The 24,604-nt window shown below is 48.6% G+C and carries 9 protein-coding genes; 1 reads left to right on the top strand and 8 read right to left on the bottom strand.

What is annotated here, in order from left to right:
• Position 1 precedes the first annotated feature (1 nt).
• The 6 genes from ACYVD4_RS22180 to ACYVD4_RS22205 form a co-directional block, all read right to left on the bottom strand.
• The gene (locus ACYVD4_RS22180; RefSeq protein WP_460949479.1) at positions 2-787 is read right to left on the bottom strand and encodes an SDR family NAD(P)-dependent oxidoreductase; all 786 of its coding nucleotides are present in this window, start codon (positions 785-787) and stop codon (positions 2-4) included.
• A gap of 124 nt (positions 788-911) precedes the next feature.
• Positions 912-1,970, bottom strand: a complete 1,059-nt coding sequence (locus ACYVD4_RS22185) for a sugar phosphate isomerase/epimerase family protein (protein WP_460949481.1) — start codon at positions 1,968-1,970, stop codon at positions 912-914.
• A gap of 9 nt (positions 1,971-1,979) precedes the next feature.
• Positions 1,980-4,553, bottom strand: a complete 2,574-nt coding sequence (locus tag ACYVD4_RS22190) for a PVC-type heme-binding CxxCH protein (RefSeq protein ID WP_460949483.1) — start codon at positions 4,551-4,553, stop codon at positions 1,980-1,982.
• 175 nt (positions 4,554-4,728) lie between these two features.
• Positions 4,729-5,484: an SDR family NAD(P)-dependent oxidoreductase gene (locus tag ACYVD4_RS22195; protein WP_460949484.1), complete on the bottom strand. Its 756-nt coding sequence runs from the start codon at positions 5,482-5,484 to the stop codon at positions 4,729-4,731.
• Positions 5,485-5,679: 195 nt separating this feature from the next.
• A complete protein-coding gene (locus ACYVD4_RS22200) occupies positions 5,680-10,725 on the bottom strand; it encodes an NHL repeat-containing protein (protein WP_460949486.1) in 5,046 nt (1,681 codons plus the stop codon).
• A gap of 210 nt (positions 10,726-10,935) precedes the next feature.
• Positions 10,936-12,210 carry a M20/M25/M40 family metallo-hydrolase gene (locus ACYVD4_RS22205; protein ID WP_460949487.1) on the bottom strand — a complete coding sequence of 425 codons (1,275 nt, stop codon included), beginning with the start codon at positions 12,208-12,210 and terminating at the stop codon, positions 10,936-10,938.
• 249 nt (positions 12,211-12,459) lie between these two features.
• On the opposite strand from ACYVD4_RS22205, the gene ACYVD4_RS22210 reads away from it, so the two are divergent.
• Positions 12,460-14,001: a S10 family peptidase gene (locus tag ACYVD4_RS22210; protein ID WP_460949488.1), complete on the top strand. Its 1,542-nt coding sequence runs from the start codon at positions 12,460-12,462 to the stop codon at positions 13,999-14,001.
• Between the two features lie 86 nt (positions 14,002-14,087).
• On the opposite strand, the gene ACYVD4_RS22215 is transcribed toward ACYVD4_RS22210, so the two are convergent.
• Together ACYVD4_RS22215 and ACYVD4_RS22220 are read right to left on the bottom strand one after the other, a co-directional pair.
• A complete protein-coding gene (locus tag ACYVD4_RS22215) occupies positions 14,088-22,298 on the bottom strand; it encodes an FG-GAP-like repeat-containing protein (protein ID WP_460949490.1) in 8,211 nt (2,736 codons plus the stop codon).
• Between the two features lie 440 nt (positions 22,299-22,738).
• On the bottom strand, positions 22,739-24,604 hold a 1,866-nt coding region (locus ACYVD4_RS22220; protein ID WP_460949492.1), incomplete at its 5' end, for a putative Ig domain-containing protein.

Consider the following 24,604-nt stretch of genomic DNA (forward strand, 5'->3'; position numbering starts at 1 on the left):
TTTATCTCGCTGTCCAGCCGCCGTCGACGGTGAGCATGGAACCAACCATATACGTACCGGCGTCGCTGGCGAGGAAAATGGCGGCTCCCTGAATTTCGCGGAGTTCGCCCCACCGACCGAGTGCAGTGGCACCCACCACAAACTTTTTCCCTTCTTCCGTATCGGCAATGGGTACGTTCATGGCGGTTAAAAAGGGGCCGGGGCAAATGGCATTGACGTTGATGTTGAACGGAGCGAGTTCTAGCGCCAATGCCCGCGTCATCTGAACAACAGCACCTTTGCTGGATGTATAGGGAGTACGGTTCGATAAACCAACCAGGCCGAGCGTACTAGCCAGATTGATAATACTTCCGCGTCCGGCCTCTTTCATATACGATGTTACAGCGCGTGAGCAGAGCCAGGTACCCTGTACGTTTACTTGCATCACCTTATTAAAATCATCGAGCGAGAGTTCATCAATGGCCCCCCGAATGTTGATACCAGCACTATTGATAAGGATATCGATACGTCCGAACGTATCGAAAGCCGTTTTTGCCATCGCTTCGGTTTGGATCTGATCGGTAATATCGGCTGCGAATGAAATGGCATTTATCCCGAAATCATTGCTTAGGTCTTTCGCGGCTTCGGCTCCCTCGCTGGCAGTGCGATTGACCAGCATTACATTAGCACCTGCCGAAGCAAGGCCAGCCGCCATTGCCAGTCCCAAACCTTTAGAGCCTCCAGTGATGATTGCTGATTTACCTGTAAGATCGAATTGACTGATTCCCGGAAGTTTTTCTTTCGTCATGTTGAAATAGGAAATGAATAATATAGTAGGGGCAATGAACAATGGATAATGTAAAATGAATAATGGTTTTTCCGGAACCTCTAACAAGAGAGGCATTGTCCATTATTTATTTCACATTATCCATTCATTTCATCCCCAGTTTGTCTTTGCTGTAGCGCAGAGAGGCCAGAATATTATCCTCTTCGGCGGAAAGTTGTTTTTCACCCTCCAGTTGAGAAACGCGTGGGAGGGCCGTTTTCGGCTGTTTTTCTTTAACCATACGTAGCGTATGAGCCAGATCAATGCCCGGTACGTCGCCGAAGGTTTCCCAGTATTCGTTTTTCAGGCAGGGAATTTTCAATGGATCGCGCGTGATCATTTCAAGGCTGAACGTAACGTTCGGGTTTTTCTGTCGGCATATCTCCACCATCTTCGGTAGGTCTAAAATGCCCGTTCCCAATGGTACTTCCGAAAGTAGAAAACCGTCGGGATATTCGTCAACGGCCATATCTTTAATGTGCGTACTGACGGCATAGGGAGCCAGCGTCTCAACAACCTGCATCGGATCTTCGAGCAGCGAAATGTTATTGCCGAAATCTACCGTAGCACCAACCCACTCACTGCTGATTTGCTTAAGCATAGCTGCTAGCTGTGGTGCCCGCCAGTCTTTGTGATTTTCGACGCCCAGCTTAACCTGATATTTCTTAAGAACCGGTTCAGCCAACTGCATGGAAGTCAGCGCATTCTTCTGTAATTCGCGAAATGCCTCCGCCGAATGATACGTTTCGTAACGTCGACCTGTCGAGCAAACGGTACGTAGTATGGTTGCACCCGCTTCTTTGGCGTTACGTACTTCCTGTTCAAATTTCGGGAGCGCATCAGCCGTTTTCGGTACGGCAATAGAGCCTTCCAGATACAGTCCCAATTTCTCCCGCTTCTCCCGCAGTTTGCTGGCGAAATCAGATGTCCATCCATTCACAACGACCTGCAAGCCACCCGCGCCAATCTGATGACAATGTTCGAGCAAGGCAATAGCGTCGGTAAAGCCGGGATATTTGCTGCTCGTTATTTTGGAATTCCAGCGAAAGGCATACGAATGAACAACAATACCCATTCGCGCATCTTTGGCGAAGGAAGGAAAATCGGGTAATGAAAAAGCCAGTGTACCAGCCGTTGCCTGTTGGATAAAATCGCGTCGATTCATAGATTTTCCTTATAATTTGCCGGTAGAGGTTTTGGATTCGAGCACGTAGCTGTTCAATTCTTTGGCAGTCCAGGGCACCACGCGCCCCTGCGACGTAACGCGGGTGGTACCAACCAGCCGCCGGGCTACCGGGCCTGCGTTGTTTCCCCATTCGTTACGGATGTAGGTCAGGATAGCCGTAATGGAATTGTCATCGAGCGTTGAGTGGGCGGGCATAACCGGCAGAATATCGGGTACGTCGTAAACCCGTTTGTTCACTTCAACAGGCCCTTCCATACCATGCAGAACAATGAGTGCCAATCGTTTATCGTCACCCAGAACCCAGTCGGAGCCGATTAGGGGAGGAGCAAAGCGCGACATACCCGCACCGTCGGTACCATGACATCCCGCACACGTAGTGAGGTAGTGTTGCCGCCCGAGCGCGAATTGCTTCTGGTCATCTTCCGATAAGAGTGATTTTTTTGTCGACGTAGTAGCGCGGGCTGCTACGTGTCCGGGCCATTCGAAAAGTGAACGTAGCGTGGCTAGCCGGTTGGCGTCAATGGCTGGATTGGCTTTGGTTAGTAAGCGCGGGGCCGATTTAAGCTTGATCGGTTTGAATTTGCCGTTTGCTCCCTGAATCGACAAACCCATCAATATTGACTTCTGTTGCCAGCCCGGCGAGCTTTTGTCCAGCGTAGCCAGCAACGTAGCCAGTTCGGTTTCACTCCGTTTCTTGACCACAGACGTAGTGAGCATCTCCAGAAAAATCTCTTTCGATGGGCTATGTGCTTGCCATTGACTCGATGCCATCAGCCGTTGCAAGAAAGCAAATTCCTGATTCGATAAACTACTCAAAACCGCATCGCGCATCAAGGCTGAATCGCCGTACCGGTCGGTGATGCTGGCCAGAAGCTGATGCGCTACAGGTTGTTCAAGAGCTGAAGCTGAAAGGGCCATCTGAAGAATATATTCGACCGGCGCATTACTCCAGTCGGCCAGAAGTCGCTCTCCCAGCTTACCCCGAACGGTTTTATCTGTTTGGGCAATAGGTTCCAGCAGACGTAGTGCCGTGATGCGAAGAATCGGCTGTTCGTCGTTTAGCAGGTTAAACAGCAAATCGGGCTTTGCCAGTTTTAAGCCGTCGAGCGTCCATAAAGCATGGAAGCGGCCTAGGTAATTTTCGCTTTTGAGGGCGGCTTCAGTTAGTGCGGCTTCGATACGTTTGTCGTTACGTTCAACAAGCAGTCGTTGCGCCATATCGCGTTGCCAGCCATTGGGCGACGATAATTCGGCGATAAGCTCATCGGTTGCTACGTTCGATAGTTTCTTTGTTTTTTGCGGTTTCCAGTCTGCCGGAACAATTCGCCAGATACGCCCCCGATTGATGGGTTTAACCAGATCACGCGCCAGAGTTTGCTCACGCAAATAAGGCGTTACGTAGGCACCGTGCTGAATCAGCCCCCGATACATATCGGCCAGATAAAGCGCACCATCCGGCCCAGACGTCAGGAAAACTGGCCGGAAACGCTCATCGGTCGATGCTAAGAATTCTTTACCGGGATTCGGGTCATGCGCTGTAATCAGCAGTCCTTTTTCTTTCACTACGTTCCGTTTCACCAGATTGCCCGATGGTTCGCAAACGAACGTATTGCCGTAATACGTAGCAGGCAACGTTTTCCCACGGTAAAAAAATGGCGAACAGGCAGCGGTAAATTCCTGAATACGCCCTTCTTTATCTAACGTGCCGGGAATGTAGCCTCGGTTTACGGCAGGTGTTGGCCGAATCGGATAAATCCGCCGGTCGATGGTTAAGCCGTGGTCGATGCCGGTAGTCGGTTTGTGGTGTTTGTTTCGGGAAAGGTAATTGGGTGGCACCAGATCGGCGTGAAGCTGCGACCAGTTGTAGTTGTAATACAGATGCCCTTTATCGTCGTGACTGATTCCCCATTGCCCTCGAAACTCGGTGCTATCGCGTTCCCATCGGGCCGCGTTCGGCTTGCCATTGACTAACCGATACCGAAAACGTGATTTGGCGTTGTAATACCAGTTATCCATGTTACGCCAGAGGCCGTTACCAGAGTGTTCGGGTAATGGACTTCCTGCATAATTGGCATCGATAAGAGTTTTGGTATCGGCTTTTAAATCGCCGTTTTGATCCTGTGTGAGCCAGAGCGACGAATTTTCGACCACTAATGCTCCACCGGGCACAAGGGCCAACGCGCGCGGCATCACTAAGCTATCGAGGTAAATACGACTGGCGTCCATCTGCCCATCGCCATCGGTGTCTTCCAGAATCGAGATTCGCCCGACCCGGTTCGATTCGCCTTCGCCGTCGATGGTTGGCATGAAACCACGCATTTCAACTACCCAGAGCCGACCATCTTCATCGAATGTCATTACAACCGGGTCCTGAATCATCGGTTCCGAAGCGACAAGCTGGATTTTCAATCCTGAGTCGAGCTGAAACGTAGCCAATTCCTCGGCTGGCGTTTTGGCTGGGGAGGGGCCTTCGAGTCTTAACCGTTGATTGGCCGTGAAACTCAACAATCCGATTCCCGCCAATCCAATCAGCAGACCAATAACGTGAATGTGTTTACGCATGGACGAACGTTACAGAAACCATCCAGAAGAAAGTGGACGGTTGTTTTCTATAAAAGTCCAAAAGCATCAACAAATACTTTTATTCTTGAGAGGATTTAATCGTCATTTGTTGATTAGCCGCTGTGGCGGCTCAACAGCCGGAGCCTGTCGGTGCCAATTGATTGATAACGTCGTTTTAGTACGTAGCACGACCGCCCGATAAATCGAAGATGAACCCTGTTGTAAAACTGGCTTCGGCCGAAACAACCCATGCTGCCAGTGCAGCAACTTCGTCTACCGTACCTAGCCGTTTCATCGGAATTTTGGCGGTCATGTAAGCCAGTTGTTCAGGAGCCGTATCTGCATTCAATGCTGTTTTGATAACCGCCGGTGCTATGCCATTTACCGTAATACCCGTTTCTGCATATTCCTTCCCGATCCCTTTGACAAGTCCAATGACTCCAGCTTTTGTTGAGGAATAACCGGCCATAAACGGATTTCCTTCTTTACCAGCAATAGAGGCCATATGTAAAATACGGCCATAATTAGCCTTTTCCATGGCTTTAATGGCGTATTTGGTCATCAGAAATGCTCCGCGTAGGTTTATGTGATAAATTCGGTCGAAATCGGCGGCAGAATAGTCGATGATTTTGGTGTTGGTCGGTCCCACAATCCCGGCCGAATTCACCATAATATCGAGCTTGCCGTGGGCTTTCACTACGTCCTGAATAGCTTTTTCCACCAACGTTTCCTGCGATACGTCAAGCACATGACCTGTTACGTTATATCCGGCTTTACTGAACTTCGCAACCGTCTGATCGAGCGTTACGTGGTTAATATCGAACAGGGCAAGCGTACCACCTTCGGAAGCGATACGTTGGGCAATGGCTTTCCCGATACCATCGGCCCCGCCGGTAACAATGGCGACCTGACCCGCAAATCGACTCTGCATGAATGAAATGGGTTATACTACGTAGTGAAAACTGATACGTAACGGCCTTTTCAGCAAGTTGAAAGGGCCATTACGTAAGGCAAAGCAGAAATGAGGTAAAAACTACGTTAGTGGCCGAGGAAAGTTTTGGGCAAATGGAGAAAGAGCCAGCCGCTTGATTTGCAGGTAGCTTTTTCCTGTTTTATCAACCAGACATTAGCGCACTTTTACTTTAAAATATCCATTAGTCACGACAATATCTGGTGCATTACCAGTTCTCTCAACGACAAAATTGAAATTGCCCTCTAACCAGACGCCGTCTGATCGGGTGATATTGAGATTTCCATATTTACTTCTACCACGTAAACCGTCGTAGTTGCTTTCTACGTTAGCAATAGCACCAGAGGCCAACGAGTATGAACCAACCAGGTTCCAGTCTCTTGGATTTGTTTGTGGTTTAAGCACTACGGCATCTACAGTAAGATATTTTGATCCAGATTCGTATATACGAATCCAACCACCTTGTGCATAACTGTTTCCTAAAGTTGTATTTATCAATACAGCGCTGTTAACAGGGTTACTACTACTTGATTGAATGCCTGTTATTTTGGTCACTCCATCTATAGTGAAATAACCATATTCTTCATTCTCACCAAAAGTAGGAGTAAATGAAACTGGTGATCCATAAACTGGTCCGGTAGGGGTCATGGCATAGGCTCTGGCATAGTGTGTTTTATTGGGTGTCAGGTTTTTTAAACTTGCCGTGTACGTCCTGCTCGTTGTTGTGCTAGCGTTTACAATTAAGATTGATGACAGCGCATCATTCACCGTTGGTTGCGTAGCAGTAGGTGAATAGCACACACCGTAGCTTGTTACGTTATCAACTGAATAATTGTCAATTATACCCTGCACAAGTGCAGAGGTAGATGCTACGTTAGATGCCTGTAGAGTTGTAGCTGTTACTTGTGGGGCAGTTGTGGTAGTAAACGACAAGACATCTCCGTAGATAACCGTACCAACGGCAGTTTTGGCATAGGCCCGTGCATAATATCGTCTGTTTTCATCGAGGCCGGTTATTTCCGCCGAAAACGTTTTGTTGTCTGGCGGAGTGCTTTCTACCGTAAATTCAGCTTTGCTGTGGGTGATGGTTGGTGTGGCCGCCGTGGATGAATAGCATATACCATAATGGGTTAAATTTCCACTTTTGTATTTCTGGACAATTCCCTGTACCTGAGCCGATTTAGCGAAGATATTGCTTACCTGCTGTGTAGTAACCGTGGTGTTTGTCCAGCACCGTTCTTTGTAATAAGGAACATAAAAACCAGTTATCTGTGCATCAATTAAATTGGCATCGAGCAGACTAAATTTTACCCCAGCATAGGCTTGCTGATCAATGGATGTACAAAGCTGTAATGAGTTGCCGGGGCTTACTGTCGCTTTAAGGTGGGCTGCTAGTTCGATACCCACACTTGCATTGGCTTCCGCCTTAAACAGACGATCTATATAACTATAGTTATGGTCGAAAAGAGTAAATTTGACTTCTGTTTTTATATATGGTTTTATTTCCGCATTAACTGAAAAGGCTTCTTGCCTGAATCCGGTAATTTCTGAATCAAGCACGGAATCAGAGGTGTGAATTAAGCTGTTTTGCCCATTCTTATATTCAAAACCTAACGACCCGTTTGTTTTCATTTTAACAAACGTCTGAATAGGCAAATCTACTTTTCCTGTAAATTTTATACCTCCTTTCAGGCTAACTACGGGACGGATAGGAAGAAAGAGGAGACCTGGAATCCGTATGGGAGGAAGTCTGTACTCGGCGAGCTCCTTTTCTGGAATTACTGGATTTTCGACACTAGGAATAGTTACCTGAATAGCTAGTTCGCTTGCTACGTCATATTTGGCAATGAAATAAGATAATTTGGTTTCGCCTGCCGGATTACTCGAAAAATCATTGGCAAAATCCATATTTATAAGGCCCGTAAATTTATTGTCCAATTTACCCTGTATCTTAAACTGATCTTCTGTTGTGGACGGGTTTCCATCGAGATCATATAAAACGATACCACTTTCTAGAGAGGTCGTTCGTATAACGTTTGTTTGCGGCTGTAATGAAGCTGGGGAGGATTCCGTTGTCGATAAATCAGATACGGTTTTAAAATTTCCACTCTTAATCAACTCGTTAAGTGTTGCGTGCCGGGTTGTCAGTATGATTTTACCATCCGCAACCGTGATGCCGGTTATTTTGCGTAAATAGCCATTGGGGGCATTGTTGGTTATACCCGAAACAAGTATATCGTTTACGTTAAACTCGTTCACCCGACTATCAGCAGAGAAGATCAACTGGGTATCATTGATTGTGGTAAGTAACTGATTTACATTGTCGCTGACCATTTTAACAGATGGGAAAAGCTGAATGCTGCTGTTAAACGCTGAAATCTTCAGCAGACTTTCTGAGCCGAAACGTAAGCTTCCATCGGCACTGTAAGTCACATTGTACGAATTGGCTGTAAAGCTCCCCGGAATCGTAATCAGGTGGCGAACTTGTATATTATCTCCTCCCGCAGGAATACGGCCACAGGACCAAACAGTTGGGTCGTTCCAGGAGCCAGCTTTTACGGTTTGTAACGGAACTGCCTGAAGTGTAATTGAAGCCGTGCCAGTACAGCCTCCCGCATTCGTTACGACCACTGTATACGTATTAGTGCCTTGTGCGGGAGAAGCTAGAGCAGAACCGGCAGTACTCGAAACAATAGGTGTACTCCCTGACCAGACATAGGTATTGGTCGAGGCACTTGTGCTAGTGATAGCACTAATACTCACTACGTCGCCAACGCAAACGTTTGTTGAACTGGCTATTAAACTTACCGTGGGTGGGTCAATACAAGCTATTTTTCGGATGCGGGCGTTCGCATTATCAGCAATGAGCAGGTTTCCGTAGCCATCTAGCCCAATGCCAAACGGATTGCCTAACTGAGCTTGTGTTGCCGGTGCGTCATCGCCTAAAAAGCCACGTGTAGCTGTACCCGCTACGTCCATTATGATGCCATCGGTTCCTATACGACGAACTCTTACGTTGCCGTTGTCTGAGAAGTAAACTGTTCCATTTCCTGAAACCGCTATGCCAAACGGATAAGAAAGCTGAGCGGCAACTGCCAGATCGTTACTTCCGCTATAACCCGCTGTTCCGGTTCCTGCTATAGTCGAAATAATTCCACCGGGAGTTACCCGACGAATACGATGATTTCGGTTATCCGAAATGTAAAGATTGTTGGCCGCATCAAGAGCAAGCCCGGTTGGGAAATTCAATTGGGCCGACGTAGCACTACCGCCGTCGCCCCCGTATCCGGCTATTCCTGTACCGACAATGGTTGTTATCGCGCCATTTGTATTAATCTTTCGAATTCGGTTATTGTCGGAATCTGCAATGTACAGGTTTCCGGCTTTGTCGAGTGCTACGTTATAAGGGAGTTTAAGCTGGGCGTTGGTAGCAGGGCCATTGTCGCCCCCAAAACCAGCCGTACCGTTTCCGGCAATGGTCGTAATAATTCCATCCGTATTAACTTTTCGAATGCGGTTGTTATACGTATCGGCAATATAAAAATTGCCATTTCCATCGGGCAAGATGCCATATGGAATGGCAAGTCTGGCTGATGTTGCAGGACCACTATCGCCCGAAAAACCAGCAAGTGACATGCCAGCTACCGTTGTGACAATGCCGCCAGCGTCTACTTTTCGAATTCGTCCAATGCTTGTTTCAGCGAAGAAAAAATTTCCGTTCCCATCTCCTTTTACATCAATAGGGCTGTTGAGTCGGGCCGATGTAGCTAGTCCACCATCACCACTAAAACCAGCGTTGTTGGGGCCAGCGATGGTGCTGATAATACCAGACGTATTCACTTTTCGAATCCGCTGATTGCCCCGGTCAGCAATGAATAGATTACCGCTAGCAATAGCTAACCCTAAGGGGGATGCTAGTGCTGCGTCGGTTGCCTGAATACCATCGCCGTTATAATAACCAGCCCCATTTGCCAGGCCTGTTACCCGCGTAATAGTGCCATTCGTGCTGACTTTACGTATTTGATTATTGAAGAAGCTGGTAATGTATACGTTTCCGCTTGCATCTACCAATGGGCCCGCGAAAAAGCTGATCTGTGCTGAAGTAGCCGAACCATTGTCTCCCGTCGATCCTTGTGTTCCGTTTCCTGCAATGGTCGTGATAATGCCATTCGTTGCCACTTTACGAATGCGCCAGTTCCCATAATCGCCGATATAAACGTTGCCGCTAGCATCGACAGCTACTCCCGATGGATTTCTTAGCTGAGCCAACGTAGCAGAACCATTATCGCCGGAGAAACCAGCCGTACCGTTTCCAGCTATCGTTGTAATAACGCCATCGGTACCTACTTTGCGGATACGCTGATTATTCCAGTCGGCAATATAAATCACTCCGTTAGTCGCAACGGCTATGCCGTAGGCACCACCAAGTGCAGCCGCTGTGGCCAGACCACCATCGCCCGAGAACCCCAACGTACCATTTCCCGCAGCAGTAGTGATGATACCACTCGTACTAATCTTACGAATACGGTTATTATACCAGTCTGAAAAATAGATAGTACCACTAGCATCAACGGCTATGCTCGTTGGGTAGTTGATGAGAGCAGCTGTTGCCGGACCGCCATCACCGGAAAAGCCTGGTTTGCCTGTTCCGGCAAGGGTTGTGATTATTCCATCCGGGCTAATCTTACGAATACGATTGGCAACCCCTTCTGTTATATATGTATTACCGGCGGCATCAACAGCTACGGCTTCTGGGTCGTTGAGCGTTGCCAACGTTGCCGGCCCGTTATCGCCAATGTTGGTTGGGCCAGCCACTGTTGAAATAATTGGGGTCACAAACTCTACCAATACGATCACAGAATCCTTCTGCCCATTAGGATAGTTAGAAATTACTTTGACGACACGATTTCGGTCAACATTCGTATATGTTTTGTTTTGGGGGAAGAAGCCATCGGTACTGGTTCCATCGCCCCACTTGAAGGTGAAGTTATAAACTGCCTGCGAGTCTCCACCATTAAGCACAACTGCCCCAGTAGTACGATTAATTGATTGAATATAGGCGAAGAGTGTTCGGTCAAATGCTCGTGGTTTTGTTTTAGCCCAGATTGGTACAAACCCACTGAGTAGTAACGTAGCGAGAGAAAGGAGAAAAAAGAGAATACTACGTACTGAAACAGCACGACTGAGTAGAGGAACCTCCATACAAGTTTACGGTGTAAATAGAGTTAAAAATACTTATGTAATTTATTTCAACAGATTGATAATCAATTGAAAATAAAATTTGATTTGTAAAATTACTCTCTAAAGTATGGTCGCGCAATACCCCGATTGGGGTATTTTAATCGTAAAATTCCCCAATTCAGTACGTAGTAGTTAGGTTGTATCAAGGTGTATACTCTGATGAGTAATTCCTTAACGAGTCAGGCGGTAAATCATAAGGGCGGCACGTTGAATGAGGAATGGATATTCTTTCAGATTGATGGTCTCTTCGATGCTGTGTGCGCCTTTGCCCGATGCGCCCAAACCATCCAGACAAGGGAGGTATTGCGCCAGAAATGATACGTCACCAGCACCACGTGCGCCGGGATCGCCAGCCTCTACAGGACCCAAACCCATGTCCCGACTGATTTTATCGGTCAACTTACGCAGTTCCTCGTTGGCGGATGTTGGTTCCATGCCGGGAATGCCATCGGTAAACGTAATGGTGGCTTTGGTTAGCGGTAAACTTTTGTCGACAATCTCACGCATTCGGGAACGGGCTTTCTCTTTCTGTACTTCGGTCAGAAAACGCAAATCGCCTTTGACCAGCGCTGATCCGGCCACAATGTTGGTTTTGCCAACGGTTTCGGCTTTGGCATATAAGTCGTCGTACTTTACTTCGGAGCCACCGACAATCAGGCCGGGATTAAACGTCAGGTATTGTTCCTGCCCTAATGTGCGCCGAAACTCGGTCAGAATGCGAGCTGCTTCGTAGATAGCCCCGTAACCCAGATCGCTAAAAACGCGGGACGAATGGCCGGTACGTGCTTTTACGTTGAGTGTCCAGCCGCTCGCACCTCGCCTTCCGGTTGTAACAGTGTTTAATCCCTGCGCACTTTCGAACGATAAGGCCAAGTCACTACGTTTGGCGCGTTCGATAAAATCCCGCCGACTTTCGGGGCCACCACCACTTTCTTCATCACCCGTGAAATAAATGGTGATCGACGTATCGTCGAGCAGTTTTTGCGCGTGGAGCGCTTTGAGTGCGGCAATTACCAGTACGTCGCCACCTTTCATATCGTTAACGCCTTGTCCTGAAGCTGTTGAGTCATTTACACGGGTGAATGGCTCCATCGGCAGACTTTTTTCAAAAACCGTATCGAGGTGACCGATTAGAAACAATTTCTTGCCCTTTTTGCCCTGGCGAGTAGCTACCAGATGGCCCGCCCGATTGAGCGAGTCGGGCAACGTAACCCATTCGGTCTTAAAACCAAGCTTGTCGAATTCGTCCGACATGAGTTTTCCAACAGTTCGCACGCCTTCTTTGTTGAGCGTACCACTGTTGATGTTGACCACTTTTTCCAGAAACGTTTCGGTTTCGGGCATCTGCTTTTTTATGGTGGAGATGATGTTGGTTTCAGGCTTCGAAAGCGATTGCGCCGTAGCGGTATAGCCAAGAAGTAGAAGAAGTGCGAGCTGTAATTTCATGAACGGTATAGTTAGGTAACTGGCTAAAATAGAGAAAAATAACTGCCCATTTTACAGATTACGGGTAGAATCCAATTGTTGCTGGTTATTGTCCCGATAGTTTATAGAAAGGAGATCGATACACGACGCTGCCCAATATTATTCTGTATTTCTACTTATATTCGGTCGAAAATAACGTATTGGAAGCCACTTCGTTTACCCTGTAAGGCACGTATTTCTTAACCAATTTCATCAAGCATTACCTATTTTATGACACAAATTTTATGCAGTCTGATGCTCTGTTCACTGCTTGTAACGAGTGCCTGGGCGCAGAAATCGACTACTGCCGAAAAGCAATCACCTAAAGATGATAAACCAGCTTCTCGGACGCTTAATATTGATTCGCAGGTGGTTACCAACGGACAGGTAACCATTAAAGGGCAGCGTGTACCCTATAAAGCAACGGCAGGAACAATTCCGGTTTGGGATGAAGAGGGAAAGCCTGTGGCTGGTGTGTTTTTTACCTATTTCGAGCGTTCCGACGTAGCAGATCGGTCGGCGAGGCCGTTGGTCATTTCTTTTAACGGTGGACCGGGAACAGCATCGGTCTGGATGATGATCGGTTATACGGGGCCACGTATTCTGAAAGTCGATGACGAAGGGTATCCCGTTCAGCCATACGGCATTAAAGACAATCCAAATTCAATTCTGGATGTAGCAGATATTGTTTATGTTGATCCCGTAAATACGGGTTTTTCGCGTCCAGTCAACAAAGACGTACCAGCCGCAAAACTATTTTTTGGGGTCAATGCCGATATTAAATACCTGGCCGATTGGATCAATACGTTTGTGGGTCGCTACAATCGCTGGGCGTCGCCAAAGTACCTGATTGGCGAAAGTTACGGCACAACACGGGTTTCTGGGCTGGCGCTTGAGTTACAGAATTCGCACTGGATGTACCTGAATGGGGTGATTCTCGTATCGCCTACTACGTTGGGTATCGAACGGAACGGCCCAGCAGCCGGAGCCTTGAAGTTGCCGTATATGGCGGCTACGGCCTGGTATCATAAAGCACTTCCTGCCGATTTGCAGAAGAAAGATCTGGTCGACGTACTGCCTGAAGTAGAGAATTTTACGATTCAGGAATATTTGCCCGCATTGGCCATGGGTGGTTCAATAAGCGATCAGAAACGTAAAGAAATTGCAGCGAAAGTTGCACGGTATTCGGGTCTTTCTGAAACATCGGTGATGCAACAGAATCTGGACGTACCGCTTCAGTTTTTCTGGAAAGATTTGCTACGTAGTCGCAGCCAAACAGTAGGACGACTGGATTCACGGTATTTGGGTATCGATAGTAAAGAAGCGGGTGTTGCGCCCGACTACAACGCCGAGTTGACATCATGGTTGCATTCGTTCACACCCGCCATCAACATGTTTATGCGGGAAGAATTGAACTATAAAACCGATCTCAAATATTATATGTTCGGCCCTACCTTCCCTTGGGATAATACGAACAACAGAACCGGTGAAAATCTGCGGCAGGCAATGGCGCAGAATCCGTATCTTCATGTGCTGGTTCAGTCAGGATATTACGATGGAGCCTGCGATTATTTCAATGCCAAGTATAATATGTGGCAAATGGACGCAGCAGGTAAACTGAAAGATCGGATGGATTGGGAGGGTTATCGAAGTGGGCATATGATGTATCTTCGGAAAGAAGATTTGTCGACCAGTAATGAGCATTTACGCCAATTTATCCAGAAAAGTACGCCTAAAAACAACGCACCTGCACGTTATTCCGGAAGCCGGTAAACGTACTGTGAAGAGCGATTAACTATACGTAGTAAAAAAGAAGCCCAACGCCATTACGTTGGGCTTCTTTTTTACTACGTGTTTTGTCAGGGTTTAACGAGCTTGATGATTTGCTGTTGCTGGCTTGTACTAACCTGTAACAGATACAATCCCGATGGTCCTTCTAGGGGTAAAATGACCTCTTCCCGCTCGCGAGCTGATAGTATTTCATCCTGATGAACAGAACGCCCATGGATGTTAGTCAGGCGAAGTGTTAAACGCTGTCCTGTGGCTCCACTAATCTGAATGTTAGCGATGTTTCCTTCGACTGGATTGCCCATCACCACAACACGTAACGAGGACTCCTTCTCCGCAACAGCCTGACGCCCAGACGTAGTACAGGCCGCCAGCCAGTTATAGCCATAACTCGCCGACTCATTCCCCTGTTGTGCCCGTAACTGAATTGTGGAATTATCTGTGTATAACTCCAGCGTATAAGGACCACCCGCTGTCGTCGGTAATAACTCGTTGACCACCGAGAAACTCACTGGAGCACCACTCAACCCACTATACTGGGGTGTAAACTGTATCCGTCTCCGATTCCCACTCAATGATTCACAATTCAACAGACTTACCCCAGTGATGGCAAAACCAGTAGGATTGGGGGAGGTGTTGGCCGGATTGACCGTTAGAACAAAAGTGCTGCTCACTGTTAAGCCATTGGGATCGGTTGCGGTCACTGTTACGCTGCTCACGCCACTCATACTCGGTACACCCCCGATTTGGGCTGGCGGAGAGAAACTGAGTCCTGCCGGTAAGCCAGTTACCGTCAACACCAGCGTGTGTGGCGTCTCGTTATCGGTAAACGTCGTTTGAGGAATGCTATAGCCGAATGCTTCGCCCACTTTTGCTGTCTGGTTAGTTAGCGGAATGTTGACGCGTGGGGGCGTGTTGGGTTGTGGGCTCTGACAAGTAGCCAGCCAGTTGTAACTGAAGCTGGCTTCGCCTGCACTGCCTGCCTGTTGTGCCTTCAACACAATGACCGGGTTATCATTATAGAGCTGTAAACTGTAAGGACCGGGAGCTGTTGTTGGGAAAAACTCATTCACTACCCAGAAATTTACCGCCTGCCCGTTCAACCCGCTGTATTGCGGCTGGAAACTAATCGCATACCGATTCGCCGAAATCTGATTGCAATAAATGGGCGTAACCCCCGTGATGGCGAAAGGCGCACTCACACTCACCGATACCGGGTTCACCGTTAGCACAAAACTCGTCGAGGCCGATAAACCACCGGGGTCAGTCGCCATCAGCATAACGGTTGATGTGCCTGTAACAGAGGGAGTGCCCGAAATCTGACCACTAACCAACTGCAATCCGGTGGGCAAACCACCTGCCGTCAAGGTCAAGGCATTGGGTGTCTGAGCATCGGTAAAGGTGTTGTTCACACTTAAACCGAAGGGTTGACCCTGCGTGGCCACCTGAGCCGCAATCGGATTTACCAGCGTGGGCGGAGTGTTGCTGGCATTAGGCTCTATCACCGTCAACACGAACTGAGTGCTCACCAACAACCCACCTGGATCGGTGGCCGTTACCGTCACGCTGCTTACCCCAGCTACACTCGGCACTCCACCGATCTGGTTTGGTGACAGAAAGCTCAGGCCAGCGGGTAGTCCCAGCACGCTCACTACCAGACTCTGCGGAGATTCGTTATCGGTAAAAGTCGCCTGTGGGATTGTATAGCCGAAGCCTTCGCCCACTCGTGCCAGTTGGTCGGTCAGTGGCTGATTCACCCTTGGCGGAGTGTTGGGTTGCGGACTGGTACAGTTAGCCAGCCAGTTGTAGTTGAAGCTAATTTCCCCCGCACTGCCTTGTTGCTGAGCCTTCAACACAATCACCGGATTGTCAGTGTAGAGCTGTAGGGTGTAGGGACCCGGTGCCGTGGTGGGAAACAGCTCGTTGACCACCGAGAAACTAATGGGCTGTCCGTTGGTGCCACTGTACTGGGGAGTGAACGTTATGACGTAGCGGTTGGCGGCAATCTGCTGGCAGTTCTGGCTATTAACTCCCGTAATGGTGAATGAACCGGATGGGGTAGTTGTCTGGCTGACCACCACGGATGCCGTCGCCGAGCAGCCATTGCCATTGGTACCAATGACCGAATAGGTGCCGGGTGAATTAACCGTAATGGCCGCTGAATTACTGCCGGTGCTCCAGGTATATGAACTGGCACCGCTGGCGGTCAGAATGGTACTCTGTCCGACCGCAATAGTGAGCGATGGATTAGCGGAGATAATGACGGTGGGCAGGTTGCTATCCTGAAAGACCTGAGCTGATGCCGTAGTGGTACAACCATTGCCCGAGGTCACCGTCACTGAATACGTTCCTGACGAACTCACACTACGGACTGCATTGGTCGAATTATCATTCCAACGGTAAGAATTCCCACCACTCGCCGTTAATGTAACGCTCAGATTCGCACAGGTCAACGTAGCGCTCGACGGGCTGATGCTCGCTGTGGGCAGATTGCTATCCTGACTCACTTGTGCCGAGGCTGTAGCGGTGCAACCGTTAGCCGCAGTGAGCGTCACTGAATAAGATACTGCAGACGTAGCACTGATGACGGACGTAGTGGCACCCGTGTTCCAGCGATACGTCCCCGTGCCCACCGCGCTCAAACTTACTGCTGACGTAGCACAGTTCAGCGTAGCAGAGCTGGGGTTGATACTTACTGTGGGCGCATTATTATCCTGAGTTACCGTAGCACTAGCACTAGCTGTACAACCATTAGCGGCCGTCAACGTAACGGAATATGTATTGGCCGTTGTTACAGCAATGGTTTGAGACGTAGCACCCGTATTCCATAAATATGTACCTGAACCAATCGCGCTTAGACTCACGGTTGGACTCGTACAGGTCAATGTAGCTGAGCTTGGGCTGATGCTCACCGTAGGTACGTTACTGTCCTGATAAATCGTCAGGCTGGTAGTGCTTGAGCAACCCGATGAGGTAACAGTAACCGAATAAATACCACTCGTATTAACGACGGCTGTGCCCGAACTGGCATTCTGGCTAAGTACACCAGGTCCGGCGAAGTTATAACTAGTGCCACCTGTTGCGGTCAGTGTTAAACTGGATTGAGCGCAGGTTAACGTACCGCCAAAGCTAGCCGTTAACGTAGCAATCGGTATCGCATTCACCGTTACGTTAGTGCTAGCCGATGCTGACTGGCTGTTGTTACTAACAATCAGAGAAAACGATTGAACCCCTGACCCGCTGGTAGGCAACGTATGGCTCAGTGCTGTATTGGACGTAGCACCCGTAGTTGTGCTGGTTCCGTTGGTAATGGTATAGGTATAGTTACCCGTTACGTTGCCCACCGTGGCGGTAAAGGTGACAGGACTACCTGAACATACGAGGTTAGGCGTAGCTGCAAAACCGGCAATTGTGGGCGACAAACTAGTTACGGTGATGTTTACATTGGCTATAGGGTTACCCGTACAGCTTCCGTTGCTCACCGTTACCGAATACGTTCCGCTTTGAGCCGTACTGCTGGATACAAAGCTGGGAGTTGCTACGTTGGCAGTAAAGCTATTAGGTCCAATCCAACTGTAATAGGCACCCCCCGTGGCACTTAGACTAACCGTACCACCAATTGCTACTACAGGAGTGGTTGTTGTTGCAGAAGCCGCAGCAGGCACCGGGTTGGCACAGAACGTAGCAAAATCTCCCTCACCAGGTAAGTTAGGGTTTTCGCCGAACTGAGTGTTTTTTCCGCACAATGCACTCAGGCTGAGTGGAAAGCAACCGCTTAGTCGATTAGTGCCCAGATTCAGATTTTGTAATTGAGTCAGATTCGCCAGACTGGCTGGAATAGTACCCGATAATTGATTCTGTTGCAGTCTAATCGTGTTAATATTGGTAAGCCCAGTGAGAAATGAAAGAGTCCCCGTTAGCTGATTTTCACTTAGTTCCAGATAAGTCAGATTGGTTAGTGCACTCAGACTGGCTGGAATATCACCCGAAAACTGGTTGAGAGCCAGATTCAAATTAGTTAGGTTAACCAGGTTGCCTAAAAATGTTGGTATGGAACCACTTAAATAATTGCCAAAAAAATCAAGATGGTTTATGTTAGTCAATGCACTCAGACTCGCTGGAATACTACCCGTTAGCTGATTTTGCCCCAGGATAATAAGAGTTAAAGAAGTCAATGTTCCTAAGCTTGCAGGAATAGGGCCACTTAGTCTATTTGTTTGTAAATCAAGGTGGTTAAGGTTGGTCAAGGCGCTCAGACTAGTCGGAATGCTGCCTGTTAAGTTATTATCGATTAAATACAGCCCAGTTACTCGCCCATTTACACAACCCACATTTTCCCAAGGCGACCCACCATTGCCAGTACAGGGGTCACATCCATTCAGCCAGCCGGTTTTATTGACCCAGTTAGGTCCGTTCGTTGTATTATACAGATCAACCAGCGCTTGATAGTCAGGGCTAAATGCATTGAGTGTTACATTGGTGGATGCGCTACTCGTTTGCCCATTGTTGTTGACAATCAGGGTAAAACTCTGACTTCCCGATCCGCTGGCCGTTCGGGTCAGGCTTAAGGACGTAGTGTTGAGAGTACCCGTTGTGGTACTACTGGTGCTGGTGAGCGTGTAATTGTAGTTGCCCGTTACGTTGCCCACTGTAGCCGTGAACGTAACAGGGCTACCTGCACAAACTGCATTGGGAATGGCGGCAAAGCCGGTAATAGTTGGGCCGGATGGTTGATTGAGTAAGGTGCTTACGTTGTTACTAGTAAAATTGTTAGTTAACGCGTCGAGGTCACCGTCGTTATCCACGTCACCCAACACAACCACTACTGGAAAATTACCCCCAACATTGGGGTTGGGGTTGGTAACTGGTGCCGTAAAATTGCCAAGACCATCATTGAGCCGTACACTTAGGGTATTGCTGAGACCATTGGCTGAGATTAGGTCTAAATCTCCGTCGCTATCGACATCGCCGAGTGCCACACACTGAGATTGATTACCTAACGAAAGTGTTGCTACGTTGGTCAATTGAGCATTCCCATTATTCTTTAAAATGCTGGCCGTGTTACTACCTCCATTGCCCACCGCTACGTCTAGATCTCCATCATTGTCAATATCTCCTACCGCAAATACATTGGGATTTGTTCCTACAGTCACTTGGGGTGTACTAGCTGGAGACGTAAACTGCCCATTACCGTCATTGAGACGTATGCTTAGGTTATTACTGAATGCATTCGAGCCTAATAGGTCAAGATCGCCATCCCCGTCCAGATCATGCAGCGCCACCCATACCGAACCATTCCCCAGAGTTATCGTGCCACCACCTGCTGGCGTAGTAAACTGACCGCTGCCATTGTTAAGTCGCAGACTGGCCGTTGAGCCCGTACCACTGATATCGCTGTTTGCTACAACAAAGTCGAGATCGCCATCCCCATCTACGTCGCCCATTGAAAGCGAACTCGCTGAAGCGCCAATATTTAAAGCAGTGGGTGCACTAAAACTGGCAGCGCCGTTATTACGATATATATTCACCGCAGTAGAACCGGCTGCCAATATATCCAGGTCGCCATCATTATCAATATCGCCGATTGCCAGGCCTATCGCCGAACTGGGAGCTGGCAGTTCCGCACTACTGGGGGGTGTGGTAAATGAGCCCGTACCCGTTCCCAAACGGATACTCACTGTATTGCCGGTACTGTTTACCACAACAAAGTCCAGGTTACCATCATTATTCAGATCCCCCGTGCGAATTTCCTGTGGTCCATTCCCTACGCTTGTTATTATAGGTGTCTGAAAATTACCACGGCCTGTTCCTCCTACCTGAGTAGTAAACTGGTAGACCTGACCACGAGCCAGTGACGAACCCGAACTGCTCTGCGCCTGTGGGGTGATGGTTGTGAAGATTGTTTCGCCCGGTTTGAAATCAGTCAGCGGATTAAAATCAAGAACGTTGCCGCTAGCTGTAATTCCTCCTCCTGCTCCATTGTTCAGCTGACCGCCCCGCTGGTGGCTGAACACGCGCAGGGCACCTAACGTAGCGGCACCGGGGTTGAGGGGTTGGTCGAAGGTGACAGCTATGTTGCTGCCCAATGAGGCAGAGCGGACGTTACGAGCCGGGCTGAGATTTGTGATAGTGAGGGATGAATTCACCATCAGATTATACGTAGCACTCACGCCCGAACAGCCATTGGCATCAGTCGCTCGTACCATAATCGGGAAAGGACCGTTCTGGGTCGGCGTTCCCGACAATGCACCCGTAGTGGTTAAGGTTAATCCGGTTGGTAACGTACCACTGGCAAGGGTGAAACTCCGTGGCGTAGCACCACCTGATGCTGTAAAGTTCTGGCTGAAAGCAGTGCCTTGGGTAGCGTTTGTGGTGGATGGATTCGTTACGGTTACGGTAGCGGTATTGCTCGAAACCGTCGTGCTGGTGGTACTTACACATCCACTGGCATTGGCCACCGTCACCGAATACGTACCGGGGCTGCTTATGGTTCGGGTGTTGCCGCTGCCAGACAGTACGGTCCCGCTGCTGTTAACGAAGGTGTAGGACGTACCGCCCGAAGCCGTTAGTGTCACGTTATTCAGTGTGCAACTCAGTGGACCATTATTGGTCAGATTTGCAGCCGGTAACGCATTGATCGTTACGTTAGTGACAGCCGACATTGACTCGCCGTTGCTAGTGATAAGCAGAGTGACGCTCTGACTACCGGACGTTTGGGCTAGTAAATTTCTGCTAAACGTAGCGGCCGTTTCTGTACCACTGATGGCAATATGATTACTAAAGAGTAGCATGTAATTATAGCTGCCCGCTACGTTGCCCACCGTGGCCGTAACAGTAACCGGGCTACCCACACACACTGTATTGTCCAACGTTGTGAAGCCCGTGATGGTAGGTGGAGTTGATGGAGGCTGTGCTCTTGCAATGAAAGGAACCGTAGTGACGCCTGTAGAACTGACTGTATGTGCACCAAATACGCTCCCGTTGCGCCCTACACCACTCAGATAAACGGCATTACCAATAGTGCTTAGTACTAGGCCCTGATCGCTTAAATTAGTGGCACCTCCCGATAAAGCCCCTCCGTTGGCAACTGTTGAGCCGTTGTCGGTAAAGTAGGCCAATAAAGCATCACTATTTGTACCGTTGGCAGCCAGTGCTGTGCCTGCAACGGTTACATTACCCGAAAAATACCCGCCTACATAAACTGTATTTCCACTTACGGCTACCGCATTTCCACTGCTGATACTGGTGGCTGCAGAAACTCCTCTTGCCCATCTTGCCGTAGCTGTTCCACCATTATCCGTGTATTTAGCTACAAATAAATTTATACTTGTCGTATTAGGACTGGTAAGCGGTGTACCTGCTATCGTTGCTCCTGATGTAAAGCCGCCCGTGAAATAAACATCAGCGCCATTTACGGCGATACCAGACAAGACATCAGTCTGGTTCGAACCTGCGGCTCCTCCTCTTACAGCCCAGCCGTTGCTAAACGTAGTGCCATTGTCGATATACTTAGCCAGAAAAAGATCAATATCGGTGGTCCCTGAAGAACTTAGGGGTGTACCACTCAGGGTCATGGGGCCATAGAACTGCCCCCCTATATAAACATTCGCCCCACTTACCGCGACCGCATATCCTATATCTCCCTGCCCCCCACCTGCGCTAGTGGCCCATTGGCCAGTAGCAGATGAACCATTGTCAACGTATTTCGCCAGAAAAATATCATTACCACCATTAGATGTTAATGTTGCCCCTGCAATAGAAGCCGTGTTCTCAAAACGACCCGTTACGTATATGTTATTGCCACTGACAGCAATAGACTGGCCAACATCGAGACTTCCAGCAGCTGTAGAGCCTCCCTTCACAGCCCAGCCATTACTAAATGTATTGCCATTATCAATGTATTTAGCAACGAAAATATCATTATCATTTGTGCTATTAGCCGTTGTAAAGGTCTGGCCTGCTATTGTAACTGTTCCTGCCCCAAAATTTCCAGTGATGTATACGTTTGACCCGCTTACAGCAATGGCATTGCCAGTTACAGCCGTTGAACTTGTAGCCCAAATCCATCTGGAGGTAGCCGGATTCCACTTTCCAACAAACATGGTTGTGTTTCCATCCGGACTACCTGTAAGGGTAATAGTGCCTGTAGCAGTAGGTAAATTGATCGTATACCCAAAGTAGCCGATCAGAAACAAATTGCCCGATGCGTCTGGTGCAGAACCCGTAATTCGGCCGCTCCCAGGATTACTCAGATCTGCTGAACTAACGCTCTGCCAAGTCAACGTTTGAGCGTGAGTAAGCAATCGGGATAATAATATTAGAAAGAAGAGGGACAGAAAGAACCGTGAGTAAATGTGAATTCTCATAACGAAACTGGTTAAAGGAAAGGAAGTTGGTATTGATGGTTTATGGTTAATTGGTTTGCTTACTTACTGCCGATCGACTTTCCACGGGTGATGTGAAGCACATGCCGATTGCCTCATCAACTCTTTAATAATCTGTGTTTAACGAGTAACCTTTCAGGCTAACTTCCGAGTCTGAAATTGTATAAATGGGCCTGGTAAAAACACACTTGAAATAGGGTGTCAATGCCAAGGCAAGTAAAATAAATGATCATTGTTGCGCTAACGCTCTCGTCGCATTCTTTAACACTCTCGTCGCATCGATCAAAAAAAAAGCCCGGAAAACCGGGCTTTTAGGATAAAATGTTTGTTTAAAACGGCTAATTACTACTCAGTCGCAGGTTGCTGGCTGGGTTAAACAATAGCCGCCCTGAAGAGCCATAAACCACTCGTTGCGCTGATCCTAAATAACTAGTCGGTAATGTAATAGCATGGTTTACAGTCACTACATCACTAACCGTCGGCAATCGCCCGCACGACCATACACTGGCGTCATTCCAATTGCCCGCCTTCAGTGTTACCATCGATAAACAGGATGGATAAATCGTTAATTGAAAGCTAATCGATGCCGACAAACCACCCGGATCAGTGGCCATCACCGTCACACTCACCGGTGAACCTGCTGTGCTGGAAGGCGTACCTGTAATGGTGGAAGGTGACACAAAACTCAGTCCTGCCGGCAACCCACTTACTGATAGAATCAGGCTATTCGGTGTTTCAGAATCGGTGAACGTATTGGCCGGAATAGTATAACTGAAAGCCGCGCCCACCGTAGCCGACTGAGGTGGAATGTCGTTGGTAATCCTGGGTGCGCAGTTCTGATAGCCAACACTGAGCGAAGCTGTAGAGGTACAACCTGCCGCGTTGCGGGCCGTGACCGAGTAAAGCCCTGGGTTACTGAGTACAGCGGTATTGCCCGACAAGCCGCCTTGCTGATTAGCCCCTGCACTGAAACTGTAACTGCTAAATCCGGCCGTAGCCGTTAGCGTTACGCTAGTTATTGAACAAGTCAGTGGCCCACTGACGGATAGGTTTAAAGGCGAAGGAGTTGTATTGCTGGTAACCGTTGCTGATTGAAAAGCTGCACATCCGTTACTTCCTGTGACCGTCACCGAATAGGTGCCTGCAATGTTCACAGAAATGGCCGACGTAGTAGCGCCTGTGCTCCAGCGGTACGTTCCCCCACCAATAGCCGATAGAGCCACTGAGGGATTCGCACAGGTTAACGTAGCACTCGACGGATTGATAGTCACCGAGGGAATTGAGTTATCCTGATTGATGACCGCAGACGCAGTATTAAAACAACCCGTTGCTGCATTGGTCACGGTCACAGAATATATGCCTGCTACATTCGCTGAGATTGTCGACGTAGCGGCTCCCGTGCTCCAGAGATAGGATGTTCCACCCGATGCCGACAAAGTGACCGAAGGATTCGCACAGCTTAACGTAGCACTGCTGGGACTGATACTCGCCGTAGGGAGCGTATTTACCGTTACGTTGGTCGTTGCCGACGTAATACCATTTACGTTATTTACGGTCAGGGTAAAGGACTGTGTACCCGATCCGCTGGCGGTCATAGTCTGATTAAAAGCCGTACTGGACGTATTGCCCGTAGTTGTACTAGTTCCATTCGTGAGCGTATATGCATAACTGCCTGTAATGCTGCCAATTGTAGCTGTAAACGTAACAGTTCTGCCTGCACAAATCGGGTTGGGTGTTGCTGACAGATTGGTGATTGTGGGTGGAAAGGCTGTTGTGAAATTGAACGTAGTGTTATTGGTTATTCCCTGGAAAATGCGACTGTCAACGTCCTTGAAAATACCTTTCTGTGCCCGGAGCGCATAAGCCGTACCACCAGCCAATGTTGCATTTGGGTTCACTACCCAGCTTGTACCGCTACCCGTTACCCGCGCATCGGTAACCGGAATCGTTTCAAGAATAGTGTTATTAGACGTCTGAACGACAAGCAGATTTCCAGTCCCCTTCGTCACAGTCCGATCAAAGGTTAACGTAAGATTAGATGTGGGTGCTACGTTGGTGGCATTATCAGCCGGAACTGTTGATGACAGTATAGGTGGCGTACCGCTTTGCTGCCATACTCCCAGGCCTCCTGTGGTCTCCCGGTCGATGATGTCCACATCGCCATCATTGTCATAATCGAAGACCAGCACCGAGGCATTGCTAAG

Source organism: Spirosoma daeguense, from assembly GCF_054776875.1.

Excerpts from the sequence above, each read along its gene's own strand:
- ACYVD4_RS22180 (WP_460949479.1), bottom strand. The coding sequence starts at position 787 with ATGACGAAAGAAAAACTTCCGGGAATCAGTCAATTCGATCTTACAGGT.
- ACYVD4_RS22205 (WP_460949487.1), bottom strand. The coding sequence starts at position 12,210 with ATGAAATTACAGCTCGCACTTCTTCTACTTCTTGGCTATACCGCTACG.
- ACYVD4_RS22185 (WP_460949481.1), bottom strand. The coding sequence starts at position 1,970 with ATGAATCGACGCGATTTTATCCAACAGGCAACGGCTGGTACACTGGCT.
- ACYVD4_RS22210 (WP_460949488.1), top strand. The coding sequence starts at position 12,460 with ATGACACAAATTTTATGCAGTCTGATGCTCTGTTCACTGCTTGTAACG.
- ACYVD4_RS22195 (WP_460949484.1), bottom strand. The coding sequence starts at position 5,484 with ATGCAGAGTCGATTTGCGGGTCAGGTCGCCATTGTTACCGGCGGGGCC.
- ACYVD4_RS22200 (WP_460949486.1), bottom strand. The coding sequence starts at position 10,725 with ATGGAGGTTCCTCTACTCAGTCGTGCTGTTTCAGTACGTAGTATTCTC.
- ACYVD4_RS22190 (WP_460949483.1), bottom strand. The coding sequence starts at position 4,553 with ATGCGTAAACACATTCACGTTATTGGTCTGCTGATTGGATTGGCGGGA.